Source organism: Dellaglioa algida (genome assembly GCF_030127605.1).
Classification (GTDB): Bacteria; Bacillota; Bacilli; order Lactobacillales; family Lactobacillaceae; genus Dellaglioa; species Dellaglioa algida.
The window spans coordinates 1-16,606 of record NZ_JANXLE010000004.1; the positions used below are offsets into that span (position 1 = coordinate 1).

General features: G+C 35.9%; 14 protein-coding genes, 1 tRNA gene and 1 other annotated feature. Of the genes, 10 read left to right on the forward strand and 5 right to left on the reverse strand.

The annotated features are described in order from the left end of the window. Positions 1 to 88: 88 nt before the first annotated feature. The 5 genes from metK to N0K73_RS04135 all read left to right on the forward strand — a co-directional run bounded on the left by metK (position 89) and on the right by N0K73_RS04135 (position 8,019). Positions 89 to 1,276: a methionine adenosyltransferase gene (metK, locus tag N0K73_RS04115; protein WP_112251570.1), complete on the forward strand. Its 1,188-nt coding sequence runs from the start codon at positions 89 to 91 to the stop codon at positions 1,274 to 1,276. Between the two features lie 42 nt (positions 1,277 to 1,318). Next, positions 1,319 to 2,782, forward strand: coding sequence for an MDR family MFS transporter (locus N0K73_RS04120; protein WP_112251572.1), 1,464 nt, complete (start codon positions 1,319 to 1,321; stop codon positions 2,780 to 2,782). A 28-nt stretch (positions 2,783 to 2,810) separates the two neighbouring features. Further along, positions 2,811 to 3,016 (forward strand) — a binding site (T-box leader). A gap of 57 nt (positions 3,017 to 3,073) precedes the next feature. After that, entirely contained in the window at positions 3,074 to 5,488 is a 2,415-nt protein-coding gene (gene leuS, locus N0K73_RS04125; protein WP_112251574.1) for a leucine--tRNA ligase, read from the forward strand. A 154-nt stretch (positions 5,489 to 5,642) separates the two neighbouring features. Further along, a complete protein-coding gene (locus tag N0K73_RS04130) occupies positions 5,643 to 7,292 on the forward strand; it encodes a putative polysaccharide biosynthesis protein (protein ID WP_225416514.1) in 1,650 nt (549 codons plus the stop codon). 13 nt (positions 7,293 to 7,305) lie between these two features. Next, positions 7,306 to 8,019, forward strand: coding sequence for a 16S rRNA pseudouridine(516) synthase (locus tag N0K73_RS04135; RefSeq protein ID WP_112251576.1), 714 nt, complete (start codon positions 7,306 to 7,308; stop codon positions 8,017 to 8,019). Positions 8,020 to 8,052: 33 nt separating this feature from the next. Here the strand turns inward: N0K73_RS04135 and N0K73_RS04140 are convergent, their stop codons facing one another. Then, positions 8,053 to 8,859 (reverse strand): NAD(P)H-hydrate dehydratase, encoded by an 807-nt coding sequence (locus N0K73_RS04140; protein ID WP_112251578.1) that lies wholly within the window; start codon positions 8,857 to 8,859, stop codon positions 8,053 to 8,055. Positions 8,860 to 8,982: 123 nt separating this feature from the next. Between N0K73_RS04140 and pepV the strand changes: the two genes are divergently transcribed. Beyond that, complete coding sequence (pepV, locus tag N0K73_RS04145; protein ID WP_112251580.1) at positions 8,983 to 10,380, forward strand: dipeptidase PepV; 1,398 nt, start codon at positions 8,983 to 8,985, stop codon at positions 10,378 to 10,380. Positions 10,381 to 10,608: 228 nt separating this feature from the next. Here pepV and N0K73_RS04150 read toward each other — a convergent pair. The 4 genes from N0K73_RS04150 to N0K73_RS04165 all read right to left on the reverse strand — a co-directional run bounded on the left by N0K73_RS04150 (position 10,609) and on the right by N0K73_RS04165 (position 11,982). Continuing rightward, positions 10,609 to 10,692: transfer RNA gene (locus N0K73_RS04150), tRNA-Leu, on the reverse strand. A gap of 8 nt (positions 10,693 to 10,700) precedes the next feature. Then, positions 10,701 to 10,979 (reverse strand): hypothetical protein, encoded by a 279-nt coding sequence (locus N0K73_RS04155; protein WP_112251582.1) that lies wholly within the window; start codon positions 10,977 to 10,979, stop codon positions 10,701 to 10,703. Between the two features lie 103 nt (positions 10,980 to 11,082). After that, complete coding sequence (locus N0K73_RS04160) at positions 11,083 to 11,331, reverse strand: hypothetical protein (protein ID WP_057973335.1); 249 nt, start codon at positions 11,329 to 11,331, stop codon at positions 11,083 to 11,085. Positions 11,332 to 11,457: 126 nt separating this feature from the next. Further along, entirely contained in the window at positions 11,458 to 11,982 is a 525-nt protein-coding gene (locus N0K73_RS04165) for a GNAT family N-acetyltransferase (RefSeq protein ID WP_112251584.1), read from the reverse strand. A gap of 104 nt (positions 11,983 to 12,086) precedes the next feature. On the opposite strand from N0K73_RS04165, the gene N0K73_RS04170 reads away from it, so the two are divergent. The 4 genes from N0K73_RS04170 to N0K73_RS04185 all read left to right on the forward strand — a co-directional run bounded on the left by N0K73_RS04170 (position 12,087) and on the right by N0K73_RS04185 (position 16,587). After that, positions 12,087 to 12,533, forward strand: a complete 447-nt coding sequence (locus tag N0K73_RS04170; protein ID WP_057973337.1) for a universal stress protein — start codon at positions 12,087 to 12,089, stop codon at positions 12,531 to 12,533. A gap of 116 nt (positions 12,534 to 12,649) precedes the next feature. After that, positions 12,650 to 12,973: a hypothetical protein gene (locus N0K73_RS04175; RefSeq protein ID WP_057973338.1), complete on the forward strand. Its 324-nt coding sequence runs from the start codon at positions 12,650 to 12,652 to the stop codon at positions 12,971 to 12,973. A gap of 94 nt (positions 12,974 to 13,067) precedes the next feature. After that, on the forward strand, positions 13,068 to 13,421 hold the full coding sequence (locus N0K73_RS04180; RefSeq protein ID WP_112251586.1) for a hypothetical protein: 354 nt from the start codon (positions 13,068 to 13,070) through the stop codon (positions 13,419 to 13,421). A gap of 157 nt (positions 13,422 to 13,578) precedes the next feature. Further along, a complete protein-coding gene (locus N0K73_RS04185) occupies positions 13,579 to 16,587 on the forward strand; it encodes a YhgE/Pip domain-containing protein (RefSeq protein ID WP_181647463.1) in 3,009 nt (1,002 codons plus the stop codon). Positions 16,588 to 16,606: the final 19 nt, after the last annotated feature.

The window sequence follows — 16,606 nt, forward strand, 5'->3', positions numbered from 1 at the left end:
TTAGGACCGTCATACAGGTATTTATTGGAACCTAAACTTTTATAGTTGAGGTTCTTTTTTAATTTCATACACTTTTAAGGAGATAAAAATGACTGAAAAACATTTATTTACATCGGAATCAGTATCAGAGGGGCATCCGGATAAGGTCGCAGATCAAATTAGTGATGCAATATTAGATGCTCTTTTAGAAAAGGATCCTAATGCCAGAGTCGCTTGTGAGACGACTGTGACAACCGGATTAGTACTTGTAGTTGGTGAAATATCTACGAATGCATACGTGGATATTCAGCAAGTAGTTAGGAATACAATAAAAGAAATTGGCTATATTAATTCTCAGGTTGGTTTTGATGGTGATAATTGTGCCGTCATGGTTGCTATAGATGAACAATCTCCTGATATTGCATTAGGTGTTGATACATCGTTAGAAACAAGAAATGGCGATTTAGATCCGTTCGATCAGATTGGTGCGGGCGATCAGGGATTAATGTTTGGATATGCGGTAGATGAGACACCTGAGTTAATGCCATTACCAATCGCAATTAGTCATAAATTAATGCGTCGTGTTGCAAGTTTACGAAAAAATGAAGAACTAAAATATTTGAGACCGGATGCAAAGGCCCAAGTAACCGTAGAGTATAATGAAAAAGGCCAACCATTTAGGGTAGATACGGTTGTTATTTCTACGCAGCATGATGAAAAAACAGGATTAAAAAAAATTCAAGAAGATATGATAGAAAAAGTCATTAAAGTCGTTATTGATCCTAGTCTACTAGACTCGGAAACGAAATACTACATTAATCCAACGGGCCGATTTGTTATTGGTGGTCCAAAAGGTGATGCCGGGCTTACCGGAAGAAAGATAATTGTTGATACATATGGTGGGTATGCTCATCATGGTGGGGGCGCATTTTCAGGCAAAGATGCGACAAAGGTTGACCGATCAGCTAGTTATGCTGCCCGCTATATTGCAAAGAATATTGTTGCAGCTAAAATTGCCACACAAGTTGAAGTTCAGCTTGCATATGCAATTGGTGTAGCACAGCCAGTTTCAATTAATATCAATACATTTGGTACTTCTAAGTATGATGAATTAGATCTAGTTGGAGCCGTTCGAAAAATATTTGATTTACGTCCTGCGGGAATTATTAAAATGTTAGACTTACGTCGCCCAATATACAAGCAGACAGCAGCTTATGGACATTTTGGGCGTACTGATATTGAATTGCCTTGGGAAAAAACGGATAAAGTTCAAAGTTTACTCAACGAATTATATTAAATTAATATTTAATATAATCGTTTTTTATTTAGGAGGCGTTTCATGAATTCAAAAACTAATGTACGTTTAGTTACGGTTGCTATTTTTGTTGCAACATTTTTGACTGCAGTTGAAGGGACTATAATATCAACCGCAATGCCCACAATTGCTGGGGAACTTCACGGTGTATCGTTAATGAATTGGGTTTTTTCAATTTATTTATTAACCAACGCCATGATGACACCAATATACGGTAAACTCGCAGATGTTTTAGGACGTAAGCCAGTTTTTATATTTGGTCTTGTAGTTTTTCTGGTTGGATCAACACTTTGTGGCTTTTCCAATAGTATGGCTACCTTAATTGTTTCACGTGCAATACAAGGTATTGGTGCTGGGGCAATAATGCCAGTATCTTTTACCATTATTGCTGATATTTACTCTGTTGAAAATCGGGCAAAAGTAATGGGATTGAATGGATCAGCTTGGGGAATTGCCTCAATAGTTGCACCTTTGTTGGGTGGTTTTATTGTGGATCATTTAAATTGGCATTGGGTATTTTTTATCAACTTGCCAATAGGTTTGATAACGATAATAATGATTCAGATGTTTTTTAAAGAAGAACGTAAAATTATGAGTTCAAAAATAGATTTTTTTGGTAGTTTTCTTTTGATGACAGGCATTCTAGCAATTTTGTATAGCTTCCAGCGTTGGGGTGATGTCGGAATGGATTTAGTTGTTTTACTCTGTTTCTTTGGTTTTATGGTCTCGCTCTTTTTATTCATTAAATGGGAAAAAAGAGTAGAGGATCCAATTATTTCGTTAAAACTTTTTAATAACAGAACGTTTGTAATTCAAAATATTGTAGCCGCATTAATATCGGGATTCTTAATTGGGTTTGAGGTTTATATTCCAACATGGACTCAAGGAATACTTGGATTAAAAGCTTCTATGGCGGGATTTGCGGTGACACCAAGTTCTATTCTATGGATTGCGGGTTCTTTCTTTGCAGGCAATATGATGGCGGCATGGGCACCAAAGAAAGTGTTATCGATTAGTTTACTTTTTATTTTAATTGGATCTGTTGCACTTGGCCTCTTGCCAATAAATACACCATTCTATTTATTTCTAATTATTTCCGCGATATTAGGAGTTGGATTTGGAATAACGATCACAGCGACGACAGTCACTGCGCAGAGCTTAGTGCCACAGTCTGATATTGGCGTGGCGACATCATTTAACACGTTAAGCCGAACTCTTGGACAAACATTGATGATTTCGGTATTTGGCATTATATTTAATATGCAGATGCATAAAGAAATAGTAAAAACTCCGGGAACAAAGGATAGTATGATGGACATTTTAATCAATCCACAGACTGCAGATCAATTACCAAAGCATTTGATACCTAAGTTACGTGAAGTTCTGTATCAAGGTCTTCATGGTATATATTTGGCAGGAATTTGTATTGTAGTTCTCGCAATGATAATTAATTTATTCGATAAAAAAACTAAAGATTATTTGCAATAATAAGATTCGTTTGCTACACTGAAATTAATATAAAACGATTAAGAGGAACTAGTAATTTAACCAATTATTTTAGTGAGTATATGGTAGTGAGAATATACATAAATGGTTATTTGAACTCATCCTTGAGTTTTCTCACTGAACAATAGTAGGTGCGAACGTTATTTCACGTTATGAAAAAGAGTCAGTAATTTATACTGGAATAATAGGTGGTACCGCGGAAAATTCGTCCTATAGAAGTTAATCTTCTATAGGACTTTTTTGTATATATAATCAGAAAGGAAGTTAGTATACATGACTTATAATCACAAAGTAATAGAACAAAAATGGCAAGCATTTTGGGATGCCAATCAAACATTTAAAACGACTGAAAATCCTGAAAAGGAAAATTTTTATGCGCTTGATATGTTCCCATATCCATCTGGTCAGGGACTTCATGTGGGGCATCCAGAAGGATTTACAGCTACAGATATTTTGGCTCGAATGAAAAGAATGCAAGGATTTAACGTTTTGCATCCAATGGGGTGGGATGCTTTTGGACTTCCAGCCGAACAATACGCGCTAGATACTGGACACAGCCCTAAGGCATTTACGAAAACAAATACAGATAATTTTAGGCGACAAATAAAATCTTTAGGTCTTTCATATGACTGGAGTCGTGAACTAAATACGACTGATCCTGATTATTATAAATGGACACAATGGATTTTTGAAAAGTTATACGAAAAAGGATTAGCTTATGAAGATGAGGTTGCCGTTAACTGGAGTCCTGATTTAGGTACTGTTGTTGCTAATGAAGAGGTAATTGATGGTAAAACAGAACGAGGTGGTTACCCAATCGTTAGAAAACCTATGCGTCAATGGGTTCTAAAAATTACGGCTTATGCAGACCGTTTACTAGACGATTTGGATGATTTGGATTGGCCAGATAGTATTAAAGAACAACAAAGAAATTGGATCGGTAGGTCAACGGGCGCAAGTGTCAATTTTAAGGTTGATCAATTTGACGATTTAAAAATAGAAGCTTTTACAACACGCCCCGAAACTATTTACGGTGTTTCTTATATTGTTATTGCACCAGAGTTGGATATCCTTGATAAAATTACAATAGATTCTCAAAAAGAAGCCGTTAAAGCTTATCAAAAAGCAATTGAAGTTAAGTCTGACTTGGAACGAACTGATTTGGCAAAAGATAAAACGGGTGTATTTACGGGATCGTATGCAATAAATCCTGTAAATGGTGAAAAATTACCAATCTGGACTGCTGATTACGTTTTAGCATCATATGGTACTGGTGCAGTTATGGCCGTTCCTGCACATGACGAGAGGGATTTTGAATTCGCAACAAAATACGGATTAAATATTTTACCTGTCATTGAAGGCCCTGAAATTACTGATGAAGCAAACACAACTCCCGGCAAGTACATTAACTCTGGATTTTTAAACGGTTTGGAAAAAGCCGAAGCTATCGAAAAAGCTATTGCTTGGATGGAAGAAAATAATGTTGGTCAGAAGAAAATAAATTATAAATTAAGAGATTGGTTATTTTCAAGACAACGATACTGGGGTGAACCAATTCCTATTATTCATTGGGAAGATGGCGAAACGACAACAGTTCCTGTTGACCAATTACCACTTGAGTTACCTGAAGCAACGGATATTAAACCATCTGGTACAGGTGAAAGTCCCTTAGCTAATTTAACTGACTGGATTAACGTTGTCGATGAGAACGGTCGTAAAGGTAAGCGTGAAACGAATACAATGCCACAATGGGCTGGTAGCTCATGGTACTTTGTTCGTTTTATTGATCCTCATAACCCAAATGAAATTGCTGATCGTAAAAAATTAGAAGAATGGCTTCCCGTTGACGTTTACGTTGGTGGTGCTGAGCATGCTGTCTTACATTTGCTATATGCAAGATTTTGGCATAAATTCTTATACGATATTGGTGTCGTGCCTACTAAAGAACCTTTCCAAAAGCTAGTTAACCAAGGAATGATTTTAGGTGATAACCATGAAAAAATGTCTAAATCTAAAGGTAACGTCGTTAATCCAGATGATATAGTTGAGCGTTTTGGGGCAGATACGTTACGCCTTTATGAAATGTTCATGGGACCATTAGATGCTTCAATTGCTTGGAGCGAAGATGGATTGAATGGGTCACATAAATTTATCGAGCGCATTTGGCGATTAATCATGACCGAAGATAATCAGATTAGCTCAGCAGTTGTTGATGAAAATGACGGTGAACTTGATAAAATATATAACCAAACAGTTAAAAAAGTAACTGAGGATTATGAGGCCCTTCACTTTAATACGGGTATCTCACAGTTAATGATTTTTGTTAATGACGCTTATAAAGCTAAATCGTTAGCTAAGGAACAAGTTGAAGGCTTTATTCAATTAATAGCGCCAATCGCACCGCATATGGCTGAAGAAGTTTGGTCACTATTAGGACATGAAGAATCTATTAGTTACGCTAGTTGGCCTACATTTGATGAAAGTAAACTTGTTGAAAATACAGTTGAAATTGTCCTACAGGTTAACGGTAAAGTTCGTCAACATAGTGTTGTTTCTAAAGATGCTACTAAAGATGAATTAGAAAAATTGGCTTTAAATGACGATAAAATTAAAGAAGAACTTGAAGGGAAAACAATTCGTAAAGTGATTGCTGTTCCTGGTAAATTAGTTAATATCGTTGCAAATTAAATATTAAAATATGCTAAACGAGTATCACAAAATATAATTATTTTGTGATACTCGTTTATTTTTTGATTAAAAATAAAAAAATAAATTGCAACTGAAATTTAAAAGCTATAAAATGGTAAGATTAAGTGTTATGGGAAAGTAGGGTACAAAAGTAATGGATGAAGATGGAAAATTAGCAGATCAAATGGCGTCTGAACAAAGTAATGCTAAACGAAAAATGTTGCAAGGGTCAGCCTGGATGACTGCGGGTAGTATTTTTTCAAGAGTACTGGGAGCTATCTACATTATTCCATGGAACATGTGGCTGGGGCCAGATAGACTACAGGCAAATGCTTTGTACAGTATGGGATACAATGTTTACAGTTTCTTTCTAATGATTGCAGTAGCGGGAGTACCTTCTGCCGTCGCTAAACAAGTTGCGCATTACAATGCACAAAATGAGTATGGCATTGGGAGACGATTATTCAAATATGGAATGGCATTGATGGCTATAATGGGCGTCGTTTGTGCGGTTATATTATGGATTATTGCACCATACATCACGAGTGGGGATAAAAATGTTATCCCTGTTTTTAGATCATTGTCTTGGGCCTTATTAATTATACCAATGATGAGTTTAATACGAGGCTTTTTTCAAGGCTATCAAGAAATGGCACCATCCGCTATTTCGCAATTTTTCGAACAAATTGCTAGAGTTATTTACATGTTAGGTGCAACATTTATTATTATGAAAGTTAGCCATGGTAGTTATATTACTGGTGTGACACAATCAACTTTTGCGGCCTTTATTGGGGCATTAGGTGGTATGTTAGTTTTAGTCTGGTACTTTTACCGTCGAAAACCCGAACTAGATCGATTAGTCGCAAATAGTAATAATAAATTGATGATTTCTACGCAGCAAATCATTAAAGAAGTTATTCGAGAATCAATTCCCTTTATTATTATCGGTGCAGCCATTACAATATTTGGGTTAATTGACCAATATACTTTTTTTGGTATTATGACACACGTTACTAATTATACGCGAACTGTTCAAAATGAATTATGGGCATTATTTAGTTTTAATGCTAACAAATTGGTGATGATTATCATTTCCATTGCTTCAGCAATGTCAATTACAGCTATACCGCTACTATCAGAAGCGTACACACGAAATGATAAAAAAGCATTGAGTGAGCAAACTTCGGATACATTACAATTATTCTTTTTTGTAATGTTACCATGTGCTCTAGGAATGGCTGCCGTAGCTCATCCACTATATGTTATTTTTTATGGATACGATCCAGTCGGAATTTACGTTTTACAGTTCTCAGCATATGAATCGATTTTCTTAGGATTGTTTACGGTTGTTTCTGCCATTTTACAAGGCGTTTATCAAAATAAGAAGGCAATTGTTTATTTCTTCATTGGGATGATAATCAAATTAATCGTTCAATATCCTTTAGTTGCCTGGCTTGGTGCATTCGGACCATTGGCGGCTACAGCGATTGGTATGGGTGTGAGCTCATGGTTAATGATCCGCTCGTTACATAAAATGTTCCATTTAAATGTAAGACTGATACAGGCAAGATTAAATAAAATGATGATTTATGCACTTATGACATTTTTTATCGCACTTTTGGCAGTAAAAGTTATCTACCTATTTTTACCGATGGACAGTCGAATTAGTGCTATTATAACAATTATTATCGCTGCCGGTTTGGGCGGGTATGTTTATGTCTACTTTAGTTTAAAAACAAGATTAGCTGATAAGATATTAGGCGATCGCGTTGCTGGACTACGACGGAGATTGAGAATTAAGTGAGGTTTAAGCTGAAATGAGAATTGATAAATTTTTGAGCGAAATGCAATTTGGTACGAGAAGTGATGTTCGTAAACTCATAAAAACGAAGCAAGTAGTTGTTGATGACGAAAAGGTGACCAGTGCAAAAATTCAAATTAATCCGGTAGAAGCAATCGTTCAGGTAAATGGAGAAGTAGTTCAATATCAACAATATTATTATTACCTCTTGAACAAACCGGCGGGTGTATTGACGGCGACTAAAGATAAAAAGCAAAAAACAGTAATGGATTTATTTAATCGTGTGGACTACCGGGATGATTTGTTTCCAGTTGGACGCTTAGACAAGGATACAACTGGATTATTGCTTATTACAAATGATGGTCAATTAGGTCATCGAATGCTCTCACCAACACGCCACGTGGACAAGGTGTACTTTGCTAAAGTTGAAGGGCATGTCACCGACGCTGATGTGTCAAAATTTGAGACGGGACTTTTACTGAAGGATGGCACACGAACAAAGCCTGCCAGATTGAGCATAGCATCTTATCAAAGTGATACAAATATATCTGAGGTTTTTGTGACAATTACCGAGGGGAAATATCACCAGATTAAACGCATGTTTGGGGCAATCGGGATGAGGGTCATCCGACTTGAACGTAAGAAAATGGGAACCTTAGAATTAGAACAAACATTGTCTTTAGGTCGTTATCGTGTTTTAACGGACGAGGAAATTGAATCGATTCAATAAAAAATTGCCGACTAGTTAAAGTCGACAATTTTTTTATAGCGTAAATTCTTTTAAAAATAAGGGAATGTTATCAACAATGCGCGAAGGAAGAACTGGGAATTGTGAACGAGAGATTTGGTCTTCGATGTAGCCATGGAGGTAAATGGCTGCTGCAACTGTTTCTGACGTATTAGAGGATAAAGTAGCGAGTCCGGTAATTATCCCAGTCAAAGAATTTGTGCTTGTTTGTGACGTTTTTAATGGGCTCGTTAGAACGGAACCATCTTTTAAATATAATTCAGTATTCGTCTTTTTTATGACAATTATGGCGTTATTTTTTTGTTGGAAAATTTCCATTGAATCTGATGTTTGTTGTTCGATTGGGACATTAGAAAAATTAGCCCATTCTGCTTCATCCATAACCAAAATTAAGTTAGTTTTTGGAAGAGGATGCTCCGATTCTTTTATTATTTTAAGGGCGGCGTCGCTCAAAATTAGTGTCTGATTGAGTGACGCATTTGCAAGAACAACATCTAGAATATCAGAACTTCTTAAATCAGATCCTAATCCGGGACCCGCGACAATAACTGATGCATTTGATATCGCATCAGCAAGTAATACTTTGTCGAAATAATTAATATAGTCAGTTTCGGGTAGGTTCGCGTACAAAGCACCTAAATTTAATTTGTCTGTTGCTGTTGTGACTGGATTCCCACTACTATACAAAGCAGATTTTGCAGTTATAAAAGCAGAGCCACCACCATTTTCATTGCCGCCAACGACAACAATACGTTGCTGAGTAACTTGTTTTTCTTCCTCATTAAATATGTTCGTTAAAATCGATTTAGATATTTTTTCCATTTTCGACACTCCTTTATTGAATGACTAGAGTATATCAATTTATTTGATTTAATGCGCCTTTGAATACCGATTATTAAAATTTTGTGATAAAATGGTCTTACTAATATTATAGGAGGAAGTCAAATGAGTATAGATTGGAAAGCAGAAGTTGAAAAGCGTCAAGATGCCTTATTAGAAGATTTATTTTCAATGTTAAAAATTGAAAGTGTTCGTGATGAATCAATTGCAACAACCGAAGCCCCTTTAGGTCCTGGACCTAAAGCTGGGTTGGATAAATTTTTGGAAATTGGAGCACGTGATGGTTTTAAAACCTTAAACCTTGATGGTTTGGCTGGTCATATTGAATTTGGTGAAGGGGACGAAACGTTGGGAATTTTAGCTCACGTTGATGTTATGCCTGCCGGAAACGGCTGGGACACTGATCCGTTCTCTCCAGTTGTTAAAGATGGCCGAATTTATGCTCGTGGTGCTTCAGATGATAAAGGGCCAGGAATGGCTGCATACTATGGTTTGAAAATTATCCAAGAGTTGGGATTGCCTGTTTCAAAAAAAGTTCGTTTTATTATTGGAACTGATGAAGAAAGTGGCTGGAGAGGGATGACACATTACCTTGAAAATATGCCCGAACCAGATTTTGGATTTTCGCCAGATGCATTCTTCCCAATCATCAATGGTGAAAAAGGAAATATCACTTACTTCTTGAACTTTAATGGCTCAAATGGTGAAAAGGATCAATTGCTTGAATTTGATGCTGGACTCCGAGAAAACATGGTTCCTCGCGATGCTAAAGCCGTGATTAAAACGGAAAATGGTGCCGAGATGGAAGAAGTCTTTAATGAATTTATAGCTGCTAACGTCGTTACCGGCGAACTAGAACGCCATGATGATATGGTAACTATTTCGATGGTTGGTAAAGCTGCCCATGCGCAAGAACCTAAAAACGGTGAAAATGCGGGAACTTTCCTAGCATTATTTTTAAATCAATTTGATTTTGGTGGTGACGCGGGTAATTATCTACGTCTAGCTGCTGACTATTTACACAAAGATTCACGTATGAATAATTTTAATATTGCCTTTACTGATGACATTATGGGTGATTTAACAATGAACTCTGGAATATTTACTTTTAAAGTTGATAAGGGTGGGCAAATGGCCTTGAATTTCCGCTTCCCTAAAGGTATGACAGAAGTTGATATTAAACGTGGAATTGAAAATATTACGAATGAAATGGACGTTACAATTGAGGCCGGTCGTCTACAAGGCCCTCATTATGTATCACCAGAAGATCCTTTGGTTAAAACGTTATTAGGCGTTTATACGAAACAAACTGGCGAAAAGGCCGAAGGTTTAGTTGTTGGTGGCGGAACTTATGGTCGTCTCTTGAAACGCGGTGTTGCCTTCGGAGCGATGTTCCCAGGCGTTCCCGATACGATGCATCAAGCTAATGAATTTATTCCATTGGACGATGTGTTCAAAGCTGCAGCTATTTACGCTGAAGGAATATATGAACTGATCAAGTAGAGGAATATAATTATTAAAAAAAGTGTGCGATTTTGCTAAATGCAGAATCGCACACTTTTTTATTTGTTAAATTTTAAGATTTAAAAATGAATTTAATCAAAAGAGTAACAAAATATTTAATTCAGCTTGATTGTTAAAACAAGTTAAAGGCTATTTGGTTAAAATAAAAAATCCAATTCGTAAATGGATACGAATCGGATTTAAACACTGGTGTATCAACGTTGATGATGCGCCTGACAGGAATCGAACCTGCACTTGGAAACCCAAACAGCGATCTGAACGCTGCGCGTCTGCCAGTTCCGCCACAAGCGCGTATAAATTTATTTAGAAAACTCGATAACGGTACCATAACCATGCAAGACTAAGAATCTAGGCGCAATTGTTACGCGAACAGTTTGTGGTTCAAAGTGGACGTTAATAATACCATCGCCGCCTTTATTAATTGCTCGTTCGGCTAATTCAGCGCGAACGTCATCGTATAATGAATCAAAATCGTCAACACGATCAATTTCGTCGGCTTCTAATATAAGCTTAGCCGTCGCATTTACAATGCCTTTAATAGCATATGAACGATTAATATCTCCAGTAGTTAAAAACATAAGAATCACCTCTTAACTAATAGTTTAAGATAAAAACGTCGAATTGACAAGAATTAAAAAAACTAGCCCCCAAAGTTAGTCTCAACCGGGCTAGTTTTGTGGGTTACATGAAGATACGGTAATTACGTTTATTAATTGAGATTAATTCTTTTGCTTTACTCTTTGAACTGAACTTAAGTAAGTTCTTAATTAGACGTTCGAGTTTTTCATCATCCTTAGAAACTTTTTCAAAAATATCATTGTCAATCTTTATTGTTAGATCTTCCTTTTTGCTTGGAACCTTAAATGTTTTAGAGGTTTCATCACTCGTGATGAAGTTTTTCTCAAGATCTGCTAATAAATTTTTGCTCATATGTTTTATTCCTCCAGTTTCTTACTATTTAATCATAACACCTAGATGGCCAAAATCATAGGAAATGAAAGAAGATAACCAAATGTTAGTAAGAAATACTGGATACATGTTAAATAATTTTCTAATTTAAAGTGTTAATTTAGAAAGAATGGCGGGGATGTTACTCCCATCAGAACTTTTCAAAACTAATGGTTGTTGATCAATGAACCCTAATTTTTCTAATAATATTTGATTTGTTGTTTCTTGTTCATATTTTAAAGTTTGAACATTTGTGAATTGTTCAGATTTAAGAGACTTAAAGAGTGCTTTTGATAAATGGGCGACAATCCCTTTTCCTTCATCGGCCTTTGAGACAATAAATAAACCAATCCAAACGGTCTGAACTTGAGGGTAATCTGTTAGAAAATCAATAATAGCAACAAGTTTTTCATCTTTAAAAAATCCAAGAGTCCATTTTTGATTCTGGTTAACTGAAAGAGGGACAGATGTTAAGTCGGATTTGATTTCATCAATTGTTAAGTCAGACTTTCCTTGAAGCTTTAAGTAATCCGCCTGACTTTTTTCTAACGCTAACATTTGAGGTAAATCTTTTTCCGTTAATTCACGAACGGAGTAGGGAGCGCTAAAAATAGAAATTCTTTTTAATAACATAGTAGGAACCTTCTTTATTTCAAATTTTGTAGGTAAAACGCTAACATCTAATACAATTTTAATGATATACTGTAATCATAAATAAAAGATATGGGGTGGCAAATATGGAACAAGAATATAAAAATATTTTAGTCCCAGTTGATGGATCAGATTCAGCTGAAAAAGCATTACGTCGTGCTGTAGAAAGTGCCAAAGCTAACCATGCACATTTAGACATTTTAAACGTTATTGACACACGTCAATTCTCTGTTAGTTTTTCAGGGATGATGGACGGTGGCGGTTCAATCGTTTATCAAACATTTGAAGATACAGAAGCATATATGAATGAATTGAAAGATAGCATCGTAAAAGATGGTTTCACAGATGTTGACATCCACATCCGTTTTGGAAGTCCTAAGACGGTAATTGCTAAGGACTTCATTGAGGATCACCATTCAGATTTAATTATTATGGGACAATCCGGTTTGAAGGCAGTCGAGCGAATGCTAATGGGCGCGGTTACAAATTATGTTACCCGTATAGCACCTTGTGACGTTTTAGTTGTAAAATAATGGATGGGTTGCGGTATCTTAGCAACTCTTTTATTATTTTACGGCATAAATTAAGTATAGAGGAAAAAGTGATTAAAGGGTAGCTGTATTAAACTAAGAAGAGAGTAGGGGTGCTAATGGAAACAATTTTGTATTTAATTATGGCAATATTGATTATTTATAATATTAGATTGTCATTACAATTAACCAAAGTACGTCAGGCTAATGTTAGAAGTGTGGATTCATTAGGCCCAGAAGAAACTAAAATATTAGCGGATTACGCAATTGAGAAACGAAAATGGCAGATTCTTGGTAATATTTTGTTCTCACTGGCGCTTGTTTGTGCCTTTATTGGAACGACCATCGAAACCTCTTTTTTTGTCACACTTTACGTTGTGACGATGATTGCTGTAAATCGATCAAGAATTAGGGTAAATAAGTTATTACAACTGGATAATTAACTTAATAAATACTAAAGGTTTTCACTAAGTATCAGCGTTTTTGATTAAATTATGCTAATCTAGAGTGAACAAGAAAAATCTCTGGAGGGTCATTGTGAAACGATTTAAATATTATTCAGTATCTTTACTTAAAGGGTTGGTTCCTTTAATCATTCTTTTAGCGATTGGGAACTTGTGGAGTGCACCAAATTGGCGGTTATTAATCAATTATTATTTGATATTAAATTTTTTAACTTTTTATCCATACAATCTTGAATTAAATGGATTTAATCAAAAAGAAATAAAAAAAGATAAAGAGAATGAGACGCCGCAGTCGAGACAGGAAATGAATACGCGTGAAATTTCAACTGAAAATGTGACTAAATTATTAATTTTCGTTGTTCAATTTGCCGGATTAATTCTTATTGCACCTGGTCAATTTATCTATTACTATTTGATCAAAAATTAAATTATAAGGGATTCCACTCATTGCTATTGAGTGGAATTTTTTTGTAAAATCATTTGACAAAAGAATTGAAAACGAATATAGTCATAATATTGTTAACGAGGTTAACGAAGTAAATAATCGTTAATGCCATTAACTAAAATAGAAAGGGTGGATGATTTTGTTCAAAGAACTTATGTCAAAGAATAAGAGGTTGATTGGCTACATTGCAATCGCGTGCTTAATCCCGAGTTTAATTGCATACGGGACGTATAAATTGGTTTCAAGCAAGCAACAAATGGACACGGGTAATTTAAAAGTAGCTATTATAAATAACGATAAAGAAGCATCATTCAAAGGTAAAAAAATAAATGTTGGTGAGGAAGTTACTAAAATTCTCAAGACCAATAAACAAGCGAAATGGGAGTTTGTCAGTGCAGATACTGCAAAGAAGCATTTAGATTCAGGTGATTATACAATGTCGGTCACCTTACCAAATGATTTTTCATCAAATGCAACAACAGCACTTGATGAAACACCAAAAGTAAGTTTGTTAAAAACTAAGCAATCAGATACAAATAACTACGTTTCTCAATTAATTACAAAACAAGTGGCCGAACAATTGAAAACACAAGTTCTTACGAATATTCAAAAAGCATATGATTCCGCATTACTTGGTTCTGTTCAACAATTAGGGTCAGGCGTTAAAGAAGCCTCAACCGGAGTTAAAACGTTGAACAAAGGAACAATCAAGCTTAAGAACGGGAGTAAAGAGGTTACAAGAAATTTAGATACATTAGCAACAAGCATGGTGACCTTTGATAAGGGAAATCAAACATTAAAAACCGGATTAAATACGTATACTAATGGTGTTGATACATTGGCTGACGGTGTAAATACGTATGCTAATGGTGTAAATACGTATACAAACGGTGTAGGTACTTTAGTTAATGGGAACCAACAACTATCAACCGGTATTAATACACTTGTTGCTAGTGCACCAAAATTATCAGACGGTGTCACTCAGTATGTTGATGGGAATAAAACATTAGATGCTGGATTATCTACTTTACAAAGTGGAGGCGCAACCTTAGCGGGTGGTGTTGATAAATTAGCCGCTGGAGCAAGCACGCTTGATTCTAATTCATCAGCCTTAAACAGTGGGGTAAAAACGTTAGCTGCAGGAATGTCGGGTAGTCAATCATTACCCATGGCCGTTGCAGGATTAACAGCATACTCAACTGGGATTAAAACGGGTGTTACACAAATTCAAACGAAGCTGAGAGCCCGCAGTGAAATTATTGAACATATTCCAGAACTTATCTCACAAATAAAAAATGCACGACAAGGATCAAAAGAATTAAAGGCCGAACTTGCTGAAATTCAAGAGTCAATGACGACATTGAAAGCATTACCTGCCTTGGTAGAACAATTAATGGCGGCAGGCGATCAGTTAGAGACTGTACAGGCTCAACTGAATAAAATTAATGCAAGTACAACTGGTAAGATGGCAAGCGCATTAATTTATAATGGCATGGCCACAAGTTCTAATGATAAAGTTAGTGAATTAATTAATGCATCAACGACGATGAGTCAAGATGAAAAAAATGCAGTCTTGAAACAAGTTACAACGACTGGTAAAGATATTGAAAAAGTTGGTACAAATGCAAATGGAATAAAAGATAATTTATTAACAACAAAAGCTATCCTAGAGAAGACTATGGGTGAGATGGGTTCACTCATGGCTGAATTTAAATCAACGATGGGTAACGTGGATCTTAAAGACCTCTTAACTAAATTTGATACAATTACAACGCACGCTAATGCATTATTAAATAGTACAGATACATTAACGAGTGATTCAATGATTGGTCTCTTGGGTGATACAAAAGACTTAAGTGATCAAATTGATGAGTTAGTAACAGCTTCTAATTCAAATGAAGATGTTGCTAAGAAATTAAACGCTAGCGTTAATGGATCAAGCGTTGATACAACAAGTGCACAAACAATTAAAGATACAATTAATCAATCAATCATGACAAATAGTGTCGGTAAGTTATCTGCTGGGATTTTAGCTTATACGGCCGGAACTTCTCAAGTAGCAGGTGGGATTAATCAATTAAACAGTAACGTTCCTACCTTAACAAGTGGTGTATCGGCGCTTAAGGCTGGTTCACAAAAACTTGTTACAGCTGGCGGACAACTTGAAGCCGGAACACAAACATTAGTTGCGGGTGGAACTCAGTTAAAAGCGGGTTCTGATAAAATTGTTGACGGTGGCTCACAATTAACGGCCGCTACGCCACAATTAGCAGCAGGTGGTTCACAGTTAACAGCAGGTGGTTCACAATTAACGGCTGCTAGCTCACAATTAACAGACGGTGAAACACAATTAGCAGCAGCTAGTCCACAATTGGCAGATGGTTCGAAAAAATTAGCCGATGGATCAAAACAAGTAACAGATGGATTAGGAACAGCAGATGCAGGTGTCACATTATTGAATACTAAATTAGCCGATGGTGCAGCACAAGTTGGTAATATTAACTCATCACCAAAAAATGTGGCACAATTCGTTGAACCTGTTAAAACTCAGGTTGAAAGCGACAATCTTGCTAAAACGTTGAAGAATACGTTTGCCCCATTAGTGATTGTATTATCATTATTTGTTGGTGCAATCGTGACTCAATTAATTTTATTCAGATACCGTAAGAAAAATGAATTGTCACCAAATTGGTTACAAAATCTTTTCTTAATGCTATTCATCTCTTCTATTCAAACAGCGGGCGTTCTGTTGTTAACATTATTCTTTGGTGTAACAATCGAACATCCAATTAGTTTTGTAATCTTTACATTCCTTTCAGGATTAATCTTTACGCTCCTATGTGTCGTTATCGATGAACTTTTTGGAACGATGGGAATTCTCTTATCACTAGCATTATTACTTGTTCAATTAGTTATCACAGGACAAGTTATTCCAAATACAATGTTATCAAATGCTTATCAAGTGTTTGCAGCATTCTTACCTGTTACACATGTTTTAAACGGCTTTACCTATGCAATTAATAGCCAAGGTACGGGCATGATTGGATCAGTACTCGCATTAATGGTCATGGTCGTCGTATTGGGTGCAATTTGGGTTTTTGTAAATCGCAAACAATTGGCTGCGCAAACTGAACAAGCAGAAAAATAAAAATACAATCATTTAGGAT